At 45.8% G+C, this 17568-nt stretch carries 11 protein-coding genes; 6 read left to right on the top strand and 5 right to left on the bottom strand.

The window, feature by feature from the left end; translation table 11 throughout:
* The first annotated feature begins 79 nt into the window (after window positions 1-79).
* Window positions 80-2632 (top strand): DNA gyrase subunit A, encoded by a 2553-nt coding sequence (gene gyrA / locus EJL91_RS08655; RefSeq protein ID WP_125141540.1) that lies wholly within the window; start codon window positions 80-82, stop codon window positions 2630-2632.
* 178 nt (window positions 2633-2810) lie between these two features.
* Here gyrA and EJL91_RS08650 read toward each other — a convergent pair whose 3' ends face one another.
* The 5 genes from EJL91_RS08650 to EJL91_RS08630 form a co-directional block, all read right to left on the bottom strand.
* The gene (locus EJL91_RS08650) at window positions 2811-4793 is read right to left on the bottom strand and encodes a sigma-54 interaction domain-containing protein (protein WP_125141539.1); all 1983 of its coding nucleotides are present in this window, start codon (window positions 4791-4793) and stop codon (window positions 2811-2813) included.
* 75 nt (window positions 4794-4868) lie between these two features.
* Window positions 4869-6374, bottom strand: a complete 1506-nt coding sequence (gene yfcC / locus EJL91_RS08645) for a putative basic amino acid antiporter YfcC (RefSeq protein WP_125141538.1) — start codon at window positions 6372-6374, stop codon at window positions 4869-4871.
* A 38-nt stretch (window positions 6375-6412) separates the two neighbouring features.
* Window positions 6413-7579, bottom strand: a complete 1167-nt coding sequence (gene iadA / locus EJL91_RS08640) for a beta-aspartyl-peptidase (protein ID WP_125141537.1) — start codon at window positions 7577-7579, stop codon at window positions 6413-6415.
* A gap of 557 nt (window positions 7580-8136) precedes the next feature.
* Window positions 8137-9471, bottom strand: a complete 1335-nt coding sequence (locus EJL91_RS08635; RefSeq protein WP_125141536.1) for an IS110 family RNA-guided transposase — start codon at window positions 9469-9471, stop codon at window positions 8137-8139.
* A 526-nt stretch (window positions 9472-9997) separates the two neighbouring features.
* On the bottom strand, window positions 9998-10927 hold the full coding sequence (locus EJL91_RS08630) for a LysR family transcriptional regulator (RefSeq protein ID WP_125141535.1): 930 nt from the start codon (window positions 10925-10927) through the stop codon (window positions 9998-10000).
* Window positions 10928-11177: 250 nt separating this feature from the next.
* Here EJL91_RS08630 and aspA point away from each other — a divergent pair, with 250 nt between their 5' ends.
* The 5 genes from aspA (at window position 11178) to EJL91_RS08605 (ending at window position 17511) form a co-directional block, all read left to right on the top strand.
* Window positions 11178-12599, top strand: a complete 1422-nt coding sequence (aspA, locus tag EJL91_RS08625; RefSeq protein WP_125141534.1) for an aspartate ammonia-lyase — start codon at window positions 11178-11180, stop codon at window positions 12597-12599.
* Between the two features lie 833 nt (window positions 12600-13432).
* Window positions 13433-14497, top strand: coding sequence for an ISL3 family transposase (locus EJL91_RS08620; RefSeq protein WP_243125284.1), 1065 nt, complete (start codon window positions 13433-13435; stop codon window positions 14495-14497).
* Window positions 14445-15245, top strand: coding sequence for a transposase (locus EJL91_RS08615; RefSeq protein WP_164516783.1), 801 nt, complete (start codon window positions 14445-14447; stop codon window positions 15243-15245). Before EJL91_RS08620 ends, EJL91_RS08615 begins: the two co-directional genes overlap by 53 nt.
* A gap of 193 nt (window positions 15246-15438) precedes the next feature.
* On the top strand, window positions 15439-16626 hold the full coding sequence (locus tag EJL91_RS08610; protein WP_125141532.1) for an NAD(P)-dependent malic enzyme: 1188 nt from the start codon (window positions 15439-15441) through the stop codon (window positions 16624-16626).
* Between the two features lie 42 nt (window positions 16627-16668).
* The gene (locus tag EJL91_RS08605) at window positions 16669-17511 is read left to right on the top strand and encodes a fumarate hydratase (RefSeq protein WP_125141531.1); all 843 of its coding nucleotides are present in this window, start codon (window positions 16669-16671) and stop codon (window positions 17509-17511) included.
* Window positions 17512-17568 lie beyond the last annotated feature (57 nt).

Here is a 17568-nt window from a genome sequence, read left to right as displayed (position 1 = left end):
ATAAGAACAGCAAATAGCAGCCAGGATGTAACAGTTTGGCCAGTTCTGGACTGTTAGGTCAGGATTGAGAGGAGAAAGAATGGAACCTAATGTATTTGATAAAGTTCATGATATAGACCTGAAAAAAACCATGGAAAAATCCTATATCGATTATGCGATGAGTGTAATCGCGGCCAGGGCCCTTCCCGATGTAAGAGACGGTTTAAAACCGGTACAGCGAAGAGTTCTCTTTTCCATGATAGAGTTAAATAACGGACCGGATAAGCCGCACCGTAAATGTGCCCGTATCGTCGGTGACACGATGGGTAAATACCATCCTCACGGTGACAGCTCGATCTACGGTTCTCTCGTTAATATGGCGCAGAAATGGTCTACCAGATATCCGCTTGTAGACGGTCACGGAAACTTTGGTTCCGTAGACGGCGACGGAGCTGCGGCAATGCGATATACAGAGGCCAGACTCAGCAAAATCTCGATGGAGATGCTGGCCGATATTAATAAAGATACGGTTGACTTTGCACCGAACTTTGATGAGACGGAGAAAGAACCGGTTGTACTTCCGTCACGTTATCCGAACCTTCTGGTAAACGGAACATCCGGTATTGCCGTAGGAATGGCAACCAACATTCCGCCGCACAACTTAAAAGAGGTAATCGGCGGTGTTATAAAGATTATCGACAACAGGATTGAAGAGGGCAGGGAAACCTCCCTGGAAGAAATCCTTGAAATTGTAAAAGGACCTGACTTCCCGACAGGAGCCACTATTCTCGGCAGAGCCGGGATTGAGGAGGCATACAGGACAGGAAGAGGCAAAATCCGCGTGCGCGCCGTATATGATATTGAGGCGATGGCCAACGGCAAGAACCGCATTATTGTAACAGAGCTTCCATATATGGTGAATAAGGCACGTCTGATCGAAAAGATTGCCGAGCTTGTAAAGGATAAAAAGATTGACGGAATCACGGATCTCCGCGATGAATCCAACCGTGAGGGAATGAGAATCTGTATCGAACTTCGCCGTGACGTCAATGCCAATGTCCTGATCAACAGGCTGTTAAAACATACCCAGCTTCAGGATACTTTCGGCGTTATCATGCTGGCCCTTGTGAACAATGAGCCGAGAATCCTCAACTTAAAACAGATGCTGGAATACTACCTTGAACATCAGGAAGAAGTAGTAACCAGAAGGACAAAATACGATTTAAACAAGGCGGAAGAGCGCGCCCATATCTTGGAAGGTCTTTTAAAGGCACTGGATCACATCGATGAGGTAATTAAGATTATCCGTGGGTCTTCCAACGTGGCCGATGCCAAAAACCAGTTAATGGAGCGCTTTGAACTCAGTGACGTCCAGGCTCAGGCTATCGTGGATATGCGTCTGAGGGCTCTGACAGGTCTGGAAAGAGAAAAGCTTGAGAATGAGTACCGTGAACTGATGGCTAAGATTGATGAATTAAAAGCAATTCTCGCCGACGAAAAGAAACTTCTTGGTGTTATCAGGGAAGAAATTCTTGTGATTTCCGACAAGTACGGTGATGAGAGAAGAACGGCAATCGGATACGACGAGTATGATATGTCGGCCGAAGATTTGATCCCGGACGACGACGTAGTTGTAGCCATGACAAACTTTGGTTATATTAAACGTATGTCCAGCGACAACTTCAAGAGCCAGAACCGCGGCGGCAAAGGAATCAAGGGAATGCAGACAATTGATGAGGATTACATCGAAGATCTGATTATGACCACCAATCACCATTACGTGATGTTCTTTACCAACACCGGCCGTGTATACCGCCTGAAAGCATATGAGATTCCGGAGGCAGGAAGAACGGCAAGGGGAACGGCGATTGTAAACCTCCTTCAGCTTATGCCTGGTGAGAAGATCACCTCGATCATAGCAATGAAAGAGTTTGAGGATGACAAGTATCTGTTTATGGCTACCAGAAACGGTATGGTGAAGAAGACTTCCCTAAAGGAATACGAGAATGTAAGGAAGAATGGTCTTCAGGCGATCGTCCTGCGCGAGAATGACGAACTGATCGAAGTAAAGAAAACCGATAATACAGAAGATATCTTCCTGGTTACAAAGAAGGGAATGTGTATCCGTTTCCATGAGACCGACGTAAGAGTAACGGGCCGTGTTTCAATGGGTGTAATCGGCATGAAATTCGAAGAAGATGATGAAGTAATCGGAATGCAGATGTCCAGCCAGGGAGAGTGCCTGCTGGTGGCATCCGAATACGGATACGGTAAGAGAACGCCGATAGAAGAGTTTAACTGCCAGAACAGGGGCGGTAAGGGTGTAAGATGTTATAAGATTATAGATAAAACGGGAGATCTGATCGGAGCCAAACTGGTCGACAGCACCAGGGAGATCATGTTAATCACTAACGAAGGAATTATTATTAAAATGGCAGTAAACGACATTTCCATTATTGGTAGAAATACCTCGGGAGTAAAACTGATGAGTATTGATCCCGACTCGGGAATCGCTGTTGCCAGCATTGCAAAAGTCCGTGAAAGTGAAAACAGCCAGGACGAAGAAGAACTGCCAGACGATGTGGATGGCGATGAGGATACGGAAATTGAAGAAGCTGGCGAAGAAGATTCTGAGGAAGTGACGGAAGAGTAAGTCTTAATTTTATAAGGCTGAATTGCAAGCTAAAAGATTAATCTATAATATTATTAGCCGATAATAAGCTATAAAGAAAGAATTGCCGCAGGATACGTAAATATCCTGCGGTTTTTCTGATTTTGGTTGTTGGTATCGTAATGATGATGAACGTCCGGTGCAGAGAAAAGACAAAAGCTCAACATCCCGATAATACATGCAGTCCCTCATCCGTGATATTGCATCCGGAGGCATTTTGATCGATCAATCCTTTTTGTTCCAGTTCTTTTAATATATTTCGTATTTTACCGGTACCAATGTCAAATCCGTCTTCGGCCAGGAGGGCCTGGAGTCTGATGCGCCCCGTGCTCTGGCTGCCGCACTCCCCCAGTTTGCTGAGTATTTTGTATGTCTGCTCGCTTAAAAATACGCGGTTTTTCGAATCTGGTAAAGCATGCATGTATGACGGCAGTGAGGAGACAGGAAAATTGCCGCCCTCATAGGTCAGTCTCAGATATTCCGTAATATTAATCAGTTCCCTCACATTTCCTTTCCATCTGTAATTTTCAAAGAAATGGCATAATTCCCGGTTCAGAAGCTGATTCAGTGTAGTCTCATCAAAATAAAAAGACAGAAAATGCCGCATTAGAGGCAGAATATCCGCTTTACGTTCTCTCAGGGGAAGAGTGGAGAGGGGAAGGATATTTAACCTGAAAAATAAATCTTCGCGGAACAAATTTTTACCGATCAAATCCGGAAGATCCTTATTGGTTGCCACAATAATACGCACATCGATCGGGATTTCCTCTACACCGCCTACCCGTCTGATACATTTACTTTCTAGAGTCCGCAGCAGTTTCACCTGAAATTCCAGGGAGGCGTCCCCTATCTCATCAATAAAAACAGTCCCCTTATCGGCCAGTTCAAAGATTCCCGGCCTTCCGCCTTTCTTTGCTCCCGTGAAGGAGGCATCCTCGTAGCCAAACAGTTCACTTTCGATCAAAGATTGTGAAAGTGCGGTAATATTGACCGGTATAAAAGGATAATTTCTTCTTGCAGAACCATTATGGATGCTTTGAGCAAGAATTTCCTTTCCGGTTCCGCTTTCGCCTTGAATCAGGACAGTACCGTCCGTTTTAGTGAATTTTTTAGCCAAAGTAAGTAATTTTATACATTGTTCATCCCAGGTGAGATAATCGTTAAAGGTATAGAGCTTGCGGTTTGGCCGGGGAGTACTGTCTATTTTGATCCTCTGGTTCATTTTGCTGATATTATCGGCATAATCGGCAGTGACCAGGAAAGCCGGGATATTTTCTGTTTCAACCTCTTTTATTTTAAATAAGACGGTCCGTTCATTGATCGGTACGACAAAAGAGCCTTCCTTCAGGCTGATCCTTTTATTTTCCATCACTTTATCAAAGTTTTTCTGATAGAGTTTTTCTTTAGACTGGTTTAAGATAGTCTCAAAAATCAGGTTTGTTCTGATAAAGTTGTGGTTTGACCCGATATAGGCAATTCCGCTCTCAACGCTGTTGAAAATCGTTTCCAGCAGTTTTTCAGACTGCTCTGCTTTTTTATGGCTTTCTGAAAATGATTTTGAGATGGTTACAATCTCTTTTAAATATCTGGTAACGAAGTTGCGTGTAAAGAGATGGCCTGCATCCAGCAAAAGCATTAAATCATAAATGGTCTGGATATCCAGGGTTCGGACTCCGATATCGATCAATTTTGTGATTTGATCGGGAACATAGGACAACTCTCCCGGTGTGATGGCAATGGAGGTATCGGAAAATGTTTTACACCCCGGATAGTAAGGGATATACTGGAGTTCATTTAAACCAATTTCGATCAGCTGATCGATAGCCTCGTTGGCAGTCTCTTCGCAGTCATTGACAAGAAGCACCCTGGTCCCTTTTTCAAGTTCAATGATTTCCCTGATATTCGTATAATTGATGACACGGCGCGCCGGCAGATAGAGAATATTGGGAAGTTTATACTGGGTGCAGAGTAATTCCGAATAACGGGAAGAAAAAATGACAATGTCAAAGCCGGAAGATTTTCTGGCAAGCTGGTGGCAGAGACAAAATTCCGTGTGTGCATAGTCCTTGAAAATAGAATCGATTTCTTTTACCATCGACTCGCCGGTCGGCGCTCCGACACTCACTACCAGAATATTTTTCATGTTTAAAACCTCCGTAAGCCCGGAAAGAGAAATTTTTCTTTCCGGGCTATAATGATTGATTCAATTATTGTTTTATTATTTATATCCTATCATAACTGCGGCGATCATGAAAATACTTGCGAAGGCAAATAACCAGGCCTGCAGTTTGATAGAGAATTTAATCCATTTTCCAAAATCCAGTCTGGCAGCGCCGAGGCAGCCGATCAAAGCGCCGGAAGTAGGAACGATGAGGTTGGAAAAACCGTCGCCGAGCTGGAATGCGAGGACGGCAACCTGTCTTGTAACGCCGACCAGATCGCTGAGGGGCGCCATGAGCGGCATAGTAAGCGCGGCCTGTCCCGAACCGGATACGACGAAGAAATTGAAAATACTCTGGAACACATACATAAACCAGGCAGATAGAGCCGTTGGCAGGTTGCCGATTGCACGCGATGCGCCGTCCAGAATCGTATTCAGCACGCTTGGAATACTGGGATCAGCGCCGCCCAAAATAATCAGGATACCTTTGGCCATGCCGACTACGAGTGCAGCGCCGAGAAGATCTGCGGCTCCCTTCTGGAAGGACTTTGCAATGTCGTCGGTTGTCATTTCATTCATTTTGAAAACAACGCCGATAATACCGGAGACAAGTCCCATGATAAAGAACTGGGAAGTAATTTCAGGAATATAATAGCCGTGTTTGATAACACCCCAGATTACCCATATAATTGTCACAAATAAGGTGATAATAACAAGTATATCACCGGTTTTGAGACGGATACTGCTGACGTCTTTATTTTCGGCATCTTTTCTGAAATATTCGTCTGAGGTATAGCTGACCGATTTCTGAGGATTCTTTTTAATTTTTGTGGCATAAAGCATTGTAAAGGCAACACCGAAAATGGTGAAGAACAACCACATAAAGATTCGCAGCCCGGAACCCGACATAACCGGAACACCGGAAATACCCTGTGCAACCGCAACACTGAACGGGTTCATCCAGGATGTGGCAAAACCAATCTGTGTTGCTCCATATGTGATCATGATTCCGACAACGGCGTCATATCCCATCATAACAACGACGGGAACGACAATCATGACAAAGGGGATGGCCTCCTCGCTCATACCGAAAATGGCGCCTCCTGCCGAAAACAGGGTAAACAGGATAGGGATAATCAGGATTTCTTTATTCTGCGTCTTACTGATCGTGGCAAAAATAGCATTCTCAATTGCCCCCGTCCGGAACATGACTCCGAATGCGCCGCCCACAACCAGGATAAAAGCGACGATACCGACGGCTGCGCCTCCCTTATCGCCGGAAACAAGACCCTCAAACATATAGTTTAACAGACCAATTTTGCCGCCCACATCGTCGGTGCCGAACAGCGGGGCATTGTATTTACAGACTTCTCCGTTTTCATCCGTCACCAGGCGGAAAGAATCGGCATCCAGAACCGTTTTCGTCTTTTCCTGGCCGTTCTGCTCATATGTAATCTCCTGTACATCATATTGCCCCATTGGTATCACATAAGTCAAGATGGCGCAGAAAAAAACTACAAAGAAAATAATAGTAAATGTATGGGGAACCTTAATATTTTTCATACCTAACCTCCATAAGCTTCATCATATCGATTTTATATTTATTCAAATGTACCTTTTACAATGTGTTCTCCGTCACGCATCATAACCTGCCCCAGACTGATGACGGTTCGGATAGAAAGTGAATTTTCGTCCGCCAGAACGAGATCAGCGTCATTGCCTTCCCTGATCCTGCCTTTTTTCGGCAGTTTAAGCAGATCGGCGTCATTGGATGTGATGACACGAACAGCTGTTTCAAGAGGAATATTCTCTTCCACAACGGCATCCTTCACTTCTTCAAATAGAGAATTCATCTTACCCACCTGCAGTCCCGTCATTTCACCGGCGCTGTTGAATACCGGGAGAGAACCCTGACCGTCCGAGGAAAATGTAATACGCTCCACCGGAACCCCGGCGTCCAGCATTCTCCGCAGTGACTTACTGCATTTAATTTCTCCAAGATCGGTAAATGCAGTAAAACTGCTGGTGGTAAAGTCAACATTTCCTCCATTTTTAGCATAGGTTATCCCTCTTTCAAACAGTTCAGGATTCCTGTTCATATGAGTCGGTACAAAATGATACGTGGGAAGCGGCGTTTTTTCCTTAATTTCTTCCAGCAAATCCAGCATCTGAGCGCCGTCCCCAAGGTGGACATTGACAATACCTGCCTTGCCTGACAGCATCCCGCCAACCCTGGCATCCGACAAAATTCTGGCCAGTTCATCAAAGGTGGGAAGAGAAGAACGGTGATCGGCCACGGCAATCTCACCAACCCCGATCACTTCCTCAATCATCAGCATATCGGTTCGGATATCTCCCAAAAGTGTCCGGACGGGAACATCATAAGAACCGGTATAAATAAAGCAGCTGACTCCTTCTTCCTTTAACCCCTTAGCCTTGGCAACCAGATTCTCCATCCTCCTGGTTACTCCGTCGGTGCCAATACAGCCAACCACAGTTGTCACCCCGGCTTCAATCATAGTTGAGAGAGAAAGCTCAGGAGTCCTGGTCCTGTATCCACCTTCCCCCCCGCCTCCCAGAATATGGACATGATTATCAATAAACCCGGGCAGAAGCACACAACCCTGCCCATCAATCACCTCCACCGGCAGACAATCCTCCAAATCAATCCTCTCCCTAATACAACAAACCTTCCCTCCGGCAACAAACACATCCCTCACACCCAGAAAATCCGGACTATAAACCTTTGCATTTCTAATCAAAAGCACAGTATCCAATACCTCCTTCAACAAAAACGGCCTCAAGACCTACCACAAGTTACCAATGTCATATATATAAGCATTTTCCATGCCAAATTTTAAAATGGGGAAAAGAAAATAGAAAAAATCAATAAAACCACTGAAAATACAAGAAAAAATAAAAAGCAGAAAATGAAACTATAAAAAATATAGCGGTGTAACGACCGATTTGTTATCATGAACAGGCAATTTTTAACCATAAATGGCTAAAAATAACCAGCATAATATTATAAATATCATTACAGTTGTCATTATAAATGTCAGTAAAATGGATGGAATAATGAAAAAGTAGTGGTTGCCACAATACAACCTTAAATGAATTATCAGGACAATTAGCGGATTCTGGCAGGGCAACGGAATGGCGACAACCTACGCGTCATCAGTCCCGATCATATACTTCCCGGGGAAGTCCAGCTAAGAAATGTCAAGTAGGAACTTAAATAAATTAAATATTTTTCGCTTCCTACAAAAGGGTAAATTTAATAAGCCCATCTACATGGGAACCTATCAACTTGTTTCGTGATTCATTAGGCAGCTCCCTCAATCGATGCAGGGTGCTCTGCCGTATAGCGGCTGCAATGTTCCTGTGGTGTGATGATCTCAAACGGCTTGTTATCCCGGAGCATCGCAAAAATAATATTACAGATTTTATGCATGACAGCCCCAACCGCAACATTCTTTTTCTTTCCCACACATTTACGGATATAGTAATCGTAAATGACCGGGTTTACCGGTGATTTTGTACCTTTATCCATCTTCAGGTTGTTTACGGCAACCATATGCAGGACGCGCCGTGCGAGGCTTGAACCCCGTTTTGACATATGGACATTATCCCCATGAAACTTGCCGGACTGCTTCACGGCAGGATCCAGGCCAAAGTAGGCGTACAGCTTTTTTGGCGAAGTAAACAGGTCAAAATCACCCATTTCCGCAATCAGGACCACAGCACTCAGGAAACCGACCCCGTGCAGGGACTGCAGAAGGCAGAACCGGTCATAGGCAGGCTTTCCCTTCAGCTTATCCATCGCTTTGTGGAGCTCCTCCAGTAGGGAATCCAGATGCTTCTGGTACTCCAGATAGGTTTGTATGTACAGCCTGATCCGGAGGGCGTTGCTGGGAAGGGCCCGTCCAAAGACAGCTGCATCCCTGGCCGCCGCGCAGATAGCATCATATTTGGAAAGGGCATATGCATCCCCAAAACGGGATATACCCTTAATCATTTCTATGATCTTCTCTTTTGGGGCGGCAAGCATGTCTGAGGCGAGTGGGTATTCAGCAAGCAGCTTAAGTGAAGTCAGCGTGGTAATCTTGCTGAATACATGCAGATATGCCGGGAACGATACCCGAAGCTCTGCATGCAGCTTTAGGACAACTGCGGATTGCAGATCTTTGAAGTAATAGTAGTCACGGGCAAGGTTCCGGAGGTCAATGATGTCATCATCCGGGACAATCGAGGTCTTCAGGGAAGGATCCAGACCGATTTTTGCAGCCTTTTTTGAATCGAATTTGTCACTATGCAGTTTCCTTATGTTCAGATTTGTGCTATTCTTAGTGATGATAGGATTAATGACCGAGCAGTCAAACCCCTTATCACGAAGGAAGTACAGGAGTGGGATGTGGTAGATCCCAGTGGACTCGAGGAAGCATTTGCTTTCAAGGGAATACAGCTCTTGTGCTTCCTTTATTTTTGCGACAGCAAGTTCCCTGGAAATCGAGTCCGTATGCAGGATCTTAGAAGGTTTTCCGCTCAGAGTGGCGTTTGGGAGCATGATGGACATCCAGGAAAAATCAGCGCCAACATCAAACCCGACGGAGAGATAGGAAATGCCTTTAGGCATCGGAAGTGTTTTTTGAACATGCATGGTCTTCTCCTTTCTGGCAGGATTCCATTTCCAAAAGGTGGATACACAACCTAGCGGCTTATACGGGTATGGCCTGAGGCTTCCCAACCAGCCAAAGCATAAATCACCACCGAATGGACAGACAGACTTCCTAAGAGGTTTTGCCGGCGAACTACCGCTGGTTCCCAAGGAGGGAACGTCGATCATCCTGCTCAGAATGATTATACCTCAATGCTAAGCCTGGTGCATCATGGAAACCTCAGACATAATAAAAAAATCGAACTGTAACGATTCATTTAGCAGTCATTCTTGACTACACCATTATTATACTAGGAGGGAGAAAACTTTTCCGCAGGGAACATTGGAGTCCATCGGCACTTACCGAGGTATTACACGAGGTTAGTGACCGTTATGCACTCCACCAGCGGGAGCGGTTCCCGGAGGGAATTTTTTCTGCCCGGATTCCCCCTCACGACACACTCTCCCCAGGACTGATGACTCATATAACCACCCCAGCCCATCCCGTTCCCCCCAAGATCGCGTCCCCCTAATTCAACTTCAAAAACTCCCTTACCGTCCTCGTCATATACCTGTTCCTCTTATAATAAAAATTCACATCCCTCGTAGCATCACGGTTATCCAGCTTATAATAAACCAGATTATCGTTCTCATAAATATGGCTAAGTAATATATCTCCGGTAAAAGAAATCCCCATCCCATAAGAAGAAAGATTATAAGCCGTAATCTGCTGATCCAGCTTCAGCTTTATTTTTGGTGTAAACCGGCTGTTATGACAAATCTTATCCGCTCTGCTCCTGGTATCATTGCCGGATTTCAAAAAAAGAAACGGTTCATCCCTGAAAAAATCAAGCGGCACAACGGGAAAATCAGGTTCCAGATGGCGGCCATTTTTTACATCCTTCAGATCCATCTTGTAATCTTTCGCTTTTTCATTGGAGGAAAAGGCCTTGGGAACCGTCAAAATCAGATGTTCCTCACAGAAAAATACCTTTTCATAAATAGAAGAATCCATAAAATTATTATCAATGATTAAATCCAGGCTGCCTGAAAAAAGCTTTTCCGTCAATTCACTTGTGCTGGCCTCCACCAGATTAACATCTACAAACGGATATTTTTCAGTAAATCCGGAGAGAAGCGGGGGAAGTATGTAGGAGGCAAAGAGATTTGTTCCTCCAATGGAGATAGAGCCGCTTTTTAACTCATTGACATCATTAACAAAATTATTAAAACCATTTTCCACGTCCATGATTACTTCAATGGCCTTGATATATTCCTTTCCAAACTCCGTGAGCTGAATCGGTGTTGTACTTCGATCAAAAATGGGAAATCCAAGACGCGTCTCCACCTTTTTAACTGCCGCGCTTAGAGAAGGTTGGGAAATATACAAATTTTTTGCAGCTTTCGAAAAATTCATTTCTTTATATACTTCATAAACATAATCCATTCTCTGAAACATACTTAACCTCCATACTTTTCACCTCTATACTATAGATGAATGTCTATAGTAAATATATTACTATAAGTATTAGATTCTATTGTAGTGTAAATCTATAATGAAATCAAGCCGGTGAGGCGTCAAATAATAGATACAGAATGAAAAAAGCACTGTTCAAAGCAGAAGGAATTCATAACATCATAAAACAAGTTACCAGAAATAATACCAGGTACAAAGTGAACAGCAGCTTAAAAAGAGGAGGATCACCTGAATGGAAGAGAAAAAGGAGTACAGGATTGAGCATGATTCGATAGGGACAAAAGAGGTTCCGGCGGATGCTTATTACGGAGTGCAGACATTGCGCGCCTATGAGAATTTCTACATAACGGGTTTAAAAATGCAGCCTGAACTGATTAACAGTGTTGCCCAGATTAAAAAAGCGGCGGCCATCACCAACTACGAGGTGGGTGAACTTGATAAAAAGCGTACGGATGCCATCGTAAAAGCCTGCGACGAAATTATAGCCGGAAAACTTCACGATCAGTTTATCGTAGATCCAATCCAGGGAGGCGCCGGTACATCCCTTAACATGAATGCCAATGAGGTAATCGCAAACCGCGCCATAGAAATACTGGGAGGAAAAAAAGGAGACTATTCCATCGTAAATCCCAATGATCATGTAAACTTCGGTCAGTCAACAAACGATGTATTCCCCTCCTGCGGAAAAATGGCGGCGCTCAAGCTGCTGGATAATGCCCATGAACAGCTTATCCGTCTGGAAGAGGCTCTGACTAAAAAGGCATATGAATTTGACCATGTAATAAAAATGGGAAGAACGCAACTTCAGGATGCGGTTCCGATCCGCCTGGGCCAGGAATTCCATGCATACAGCACGGCAATCAAACGTGATATCAAACGGTTTGAGGCGGCAAAGGAAGAAATCAAGTGCTTAAACCTGGGCGGAACGGCAATCGGAACAGGACTGAATGCGGATGTGCAGTATTTCCAGAGGGTGGTAAAAAACACCTCTACACTGTCGGGCCAGGATCTGGTACAGTCCTATGATTTGATCGACGCCACACAAAACCTGGACAGTTATGCATCCGTTTCCGGAATCGTAAAGACCTGTGCCGTGAACCTGTCCAAAATATCCAACGACTTAAGGCTGATGTCTTCAGGCCCGAGAACCGGTTTTGGAGAGATTAACCTTCCGGCAAAACAGAACGGTTCCTCCATCATGCCGGGAAAAATAAATCCGGTTATTCCTGAAGTTATGAATCAGGTTGCATTTAACATCATAGGAAATGACATGACCATCACCATGGCGGCCGAAGCAGGCCAATTAGAACTCAATGCCTTTGAACCGATTATCTTTTACAACCTGTTCCAGTCTATCGAGACACTCACATGCGCGGTAAAGACCTTTGTAGATAACTGTATTACAGGAATAACAGCCAATGAGGAACACTGCAAAAATATGGTCAACAACAGCATCGGAATTATAACGGCAATCTGCCCCTATGTAGGATATGAGAAAGCCGCCGATATCGCTAAAGAGGCGCTGAAAACTAATAAGTCGGTGAGAGAGCTGATCCTGGAAAAGAATCTTCTGGATGAGGAGCAGCTTAATACGGTGCTCAATCCATATACCATGACGGAGCCGGGAATTCTGGGCAAAGAGACGGTGAGGTAAGTTGAGATGCGAGGACGCCTCTGTAAGATGGCGGACGGGGGAGTGGGTGGTTGGATATGAGTCTTCAGTCCCGGTTTGTAGGTTGTGGTGAGGGGGAATACGGAGAAAAAAATTCCTACGGGGACTCGCTCCCGCTTGTGAAGCGCACAGCGGATGCTAAGCTCGAAAGGACCTCGCTAAGCACCGGTGGGCTTCAAGGTCTCCCTTCGGAAAGTTTTTCTCCTCCTTCCCCGGGCAGGTTGTCGACGGGACTGAAGACTCAGCGAAGGGGATCGCCCCGTCCGTCATCTGCAGGGCTGATTGTCTCTTTCGTCAAGTTAGAGGAAGGTATTGTCGAGGCCACAATAGAGTCGTGTCCATTTCACATTCCAGCGGCATCTTAGATTAAATTACTATATAATTGAATTTAAATTGAGAGTGAAGTGAAATTGAAGCCTGATTAAAGGTAGATTTAGTTTCGGAGATAATCATTATAACGGGTAATCTAAGACAAATATAAATTCAAATTTTTAAAAAGTAAAAACTGAAAATGAGACGTCATTCGAGTATCCGAATAAACGTAGTGGCAGCGACAATACCGTTCCCACTTAAAGAAATAGAACAGATCAGCGGCCGCAGGCCGGGGTTCGGGATGGCGAAAACCTTCGTGTCTTCAGTCCCGGTTCATAACCTTCCTGTGGGGAGGAGGGAGGAAATGATTCCGGAGGGAACCTGGAGTTCATCGGCACTTACCGAGGTATTTCACGAGGTTAGTACCGTTATGTACTCCAACGAGGCTCTTCCGCAGCTATGGACAGCCGTGGTATAATGGTGGTAGAAAGAAGGGATCTTTTATGATGAAATATAAGGAACTGGAAAACTGCCCCCTAAAGTTTGACGAAAACCACTTTATCTATGAGTGGCACGACGATGGCTCCACCCTGCACCTCTACCTAAAATCCAGGTCCCACCCTTGTGCCTGCCCCGATTGCGGCGCCCTGTCGTCTACCCTAAATTCGGCTTATACCCGGACCCTTCAGGATACGCCCATCCGAGGCAAGCACACACTCCTTCATGTCAAATCTTATAAATATAAGTGTACTAATCCGGACTGTCAACGGAAGGTCTTTGTAGAACCCCTTCCCTTCGCAAGACATTCCCAAACCAGGACGGACGCCCTGAACGCAATGATCCTGGACGCCTTTCTTGCCGGAAATGCCGAAGGCAGCAGCCGCAGGCTGGCCCAAATCGGGGTAAAGGTCAGCGGGGATTCCATCTTGCGGCTTGGCAGCCGGTTTCAGCTGCCGGATGATCCGGAGGTGACTTCCATCGGAGTGGATGAGGTCGCGATCCGAAAAGGGCAGACCTATGCGACGGTTATTTATAACGCGCAGACCCATCTGCCGCTCGCTCTTTTTCCAGGGAGTGACGGAGCCTCTTTGAGGGAATGGCTTCTGGCCCATAAAAAAGTAAACAAGGTGGCCCGGGACCGGGCGAGCGCTTACTCGGAAGCAATCCGCCTGGCCCGCCCGAACTGTATCCAGATAGCCGACCGTTTTCATCTCTTGCAGAACCTGAGTACCGCTCTTTCGAAACTTGCTAAAGACGAAATACCGGACCATCTTTATCTAAAGGACGGAGAGATTCTGAAAAAACGGCCTGAAAAGATCTGGGTTGAACGGACCATCGATCCGGCTAAAATGGCCTCTCTGCACTATGATAACGCCTGCCCCTTAAAAACGGACGGGACGGAGCTTGTTTTCGACAGCCAATTCCATCGTCTGAGCGACGCGGTTCGGAAAAAACAGGATGAAGCCATTAAAAAAAAGCGAACGAATCCGTGCCGTACAGGAGAGGTGGGCCCAGATGGAAGAAAAGAAGATCCGCCCTCTGATGGACGAGGTCCACATGAAATATGAGACAGCAAACCGATATATCCATATGACAGAGGAAGAAATCATGCGCCTGGGCCGGAGAGAAATCCGGAAGGAAGGTTCGAAGGTAGCCGCCTATTCCAACCTGATTTACAAGATGATCCAAAACGGTGAAAGTGATCTCACGATTTATCAATACATCAGGTATCAAGGATACAGTGGGAGCCTGAACACGATATGGGATTTCATTCACTGCCTAAAGGAAAATAACTTTCCCGGCTGGAAACAGAGCAACGCGATCTGTGCGTATCGCTCTTCTGAGGCAGAAGGGGTGATCCGTCTCAGCCGGGGACAGGTGGTAAGGTACTTGTTGACGGTCAATGCGAAAACCAAACGGGATAAAACAGTGCAGAAAAACAGTTCCGCCATCCAACAGGCCTATCCCATTACATCAGAAATCCATACCATGTACCAAGAATTCCATAAAATCCTGATGGGATCCAATGAGAAAGAATTAGCCCCGTTCATCCGGAAGTATGAGAAGAGCCGGATCCAGCCCTTTTGTGAAAGCATAAAAAAAGACATAGACTCAGTGAAAAATGCAATCAGGAATCCGGAAAGTTCCGGATTTGTGGAAGGGGGAAACAATCAATTCAAACTCACGAAACGGAATGAATATGGAAGAATGAAACTGGAAAGCCTGTTTAAAAAGTTTTGCCTGTCCTTTCTAGAAAAACGGCCCGGTTTCGATCTCAACCAGCTACTGCTGACTCGTTTTGGTTTTAAAGCTTAATGTCCATAGCTGCGGAAGAACCTCCAACGAGCGCAAGCGTTTCCCGCAGGAACATTTTCTGCCCGGATTCCCCACCCGCGACTAAACTCAAGCCGGGACTGAAGACTCATAACCCCCCTCTCACCATCACGCCCCCCGACCGTCCCGGCGGCGTTCTCATTCCTCAATTAGAAAAAGATCAAAAGGAGACATTATGAATGTAAATGAAGAATCCCTGAAGCTCCACTATGAGCTTGGAGGAAAAATCGAAGTAATTTCCAGAAAGAAAATCAACACAAAAGAAGATTTATCCCTTTTATACACCCCAGGCGTTGCGGAGCCATGCCGCCGCATTGCAGAGGACTACGATCAGTCATTTAAACTGACAAGGCGATCCAATCTGGTAGCCGTTATTACAGACGGAACAGCGGTGCTTGGCCTGGGCGATATCGGGCCGGCGGCCGGAATGCCGGTGATGGAGGGGAAATGCGTACTGTTCAAGGAATTTGCGGATGTAGATGCCTTTCCTCTCTGCATTGACTCTAAGGATACGGATACGATTGTGAATACGATCAGCCTGATTTCCAAGAGCTTCGGAGGTATTAATCTGGAAGATATTTCGGCGCCCAGGTGTTTTGAGATTGAGAGGCGGTTAAAGGAAGTATGTGATATTCCCGTATTCCATGACGATCAGCACGGCACGGCTATCGTGGTGGCTGCGGCTATGATAAATGCAATTAAGGTGGCTGGGAAAGAGATGGGGAAAATTAAGATTGTTATTAACGGGGCCGGAGCCGCCGGAATTGCCATCGGCAATCTGTTGATTAGCATGGGATTTGGAAATGTTCTGATGTGCGATATCAATGGGATTATCTGCGAGGGAGATGAAGGCCTGAACGAAGGGCAGGAGAAAATATCCCATATCAGCAACAGGGAGAAAGAACACGGAACACTGGCTGATGCTTTAAAAGGAGCCGACGCCTTTGTCGGTGTCTCACGGCCGGGTCTTGTAACAAAAGAGATGGTGGCTTCGATGAATAATGGAATTGTCTTTGCTATGGCCAATCCGGTGCCGGAGATTATGCCGGAGGAGGCAATTGCAGGAGGCGCCGCCGTTGTGGGAACAGGGCGGTCCGACTATCCGAATCAGATCAATAATGTCCTGGTATTCCCCGGCATCTTTAAGGGCGCCCTGTCGGTGCGTGCAAAAGAGATAACGGAAGAGATGAAACAGCAGGCAGCCCGCGCCATTGCGGCGATGATCCCGGACGATCAGTTAAAACCGGATTATATTCTGCCGTCGGCCCTGGACAAAAATGTAGCCGTTACGGTGGCGGAGGCCGTGGCCGGGGAAGCAATCAAAAAAGGGATTGCCAGAACCACGAAAATCCAGTATGATTAAGACAAATACAGGTCGAAAAAACGAATGGAAGAGGCATCTTTTATGAAAACAATAAATGTTCAGGAAATAACAAAAAATATAAAGGAAATGTGTATCGAAGCCAATCATTTTCTATCCGATGATATGAAAAAGGTATTTGAAGCTGCTGTCCATGAGGAGAAATCTCCTCTCGGACAGCAGATACTCGATCAGCTGAAGGAAAATCTGGAGATTGCAGGTTCGGATATGATACCAATCTGCCAGGACACCGGTATGGCTGTCGTATTTATCAAAGTAGGACAGGAAGTTCATCTGGAGGGAGGCTCTCTCACAGAGGCAATCAATGAAGGCGTAAGACAGGGATATACGGAGGGATTTTTAAGAAAATCCGTTGTAAAAGATCCGATATTCCGCGAAAATACAAAGGATAACACACCTGCCATTATCCATTATGAGATAGTGGAAGGAGAGCAGGTTGACATCACCGTTGCGCCAAAGGGATTTGGAAGTGAGAATATGAGCCGGGTATTTATGCTGAAACCGGCCGACGGAATCGAAGGGGTAAAGGAATCCATCCTGACCGCGGTCCGCGACGCAGGCCCGAATGCCTGTCCTCCTATGGTTGTAGGAGTCGGAATCGGAGGCACCTTTGAAAAGTGTGCACTGATGGCAAAACACGCCCTTACCAGAAACCTGGAAGAAGAGTCACCTGTTGAATATGTGAGGGAACTTGAAAAAGAGATGCTGGAAAAGATTAATAAGCTGGGAATCGGGCCGGGAGGCCTGGGGGGCAGCACGACCGCGCTTGCCGTAAACATAGAGACCTATCCAACCCATATTGCCGGTCTTCCTATGGCCGTTAACATCTGTTGTCACGTAAACCGTCATGCTCACAGAGTGCTTTGATCGGGGTTAAACAGGAAGAAGTCCGGCACATAAAAGACAGGATAAGGTAACAGACGG

It is taken from the genome of Clostridium transplantifaecale, from assembly GCF_900626075.1.
Taxonomy (GTDB): Bacteria; Bacillota; Clostridia; order Lachnospirales; family Lachnospiraceae; genus Otoolea; species Otoolea transplantifaecalis.
Note: the sequence above shows the minus strand (reverse complement) of the source record. Positions and strands in the feature narration are given on the sequence as shown.

Bases quoted from the DNA above. Each gene is read 5' to 3' on its own strand.
- EJL91_RS08605 (WP_125141531.1), top strand. From the start codon at position 16,669: ATGAAAACAATAAATGTTCAGGAAATAACAAAAAATATAAAGGAAATG.
- yfcC (WP_125141538.1), bottom strand. From the start codon at position 6,374: ATGAAAAATATTAAGGTTCCCCATACATTTACTATTATTTTCTTTGTA.
- EJL91_RS08620 (WP_243125284.1), top strand. From the start codon at position 13,433: ATGATGAAATATAAGGAACTGGAAAACTGCCCCCTAAAGTTTGACGAA.
- EJL91_RS08630 (WP_125141535.1), bottom strand. From the start codon at position 10,927: ATGTTTCAGAGAATGGATTATGTTTATGAAGTATATAAAGAAATGAAT.
- aspA (WP_125141534.1), top strand. From the start codon at position 11,178: ATGGAAGAGAAAAAGGAGTACAGGATTGAGCATGATTCGATAGGGACA.
- EJL91_RS08615 (WP_164516783.1), top strand. From the start codon at position 14,445: ATGGAAGAAAAGAAGATCCGCCCTCTGATGGACGAGGTCCACATGAAA.
- gyrA (WP_125141540.1), top strand. From the start codon at position 80: ATGGAACCTAATGTATTTGATAAAGTTCATGATATAGACCTGAAAAAA.
- EJL91_RS08610 (WP_125141532.1), top strand. From the start codon at position 15,439: ATGAATGTAAATGAAGAATCCCTGAAGCTCCACTATGAGCTTGGAGGA.
- EJL91_RS08635 (WP_125141536.1), bottom strand. From the start codon at position 9,471: ATGCATGTTCAAAAAACACTTCCGATGCCTAAAGGCATTTCCTATCTC.
- EJL91_RS08650 (WP_125141539.1), bottom strand. From the start codon at position 4,793: ATGAAAAATATTCTGGTAGTGAGTGTCGGAGCGCCGACCGGCGAGTCG.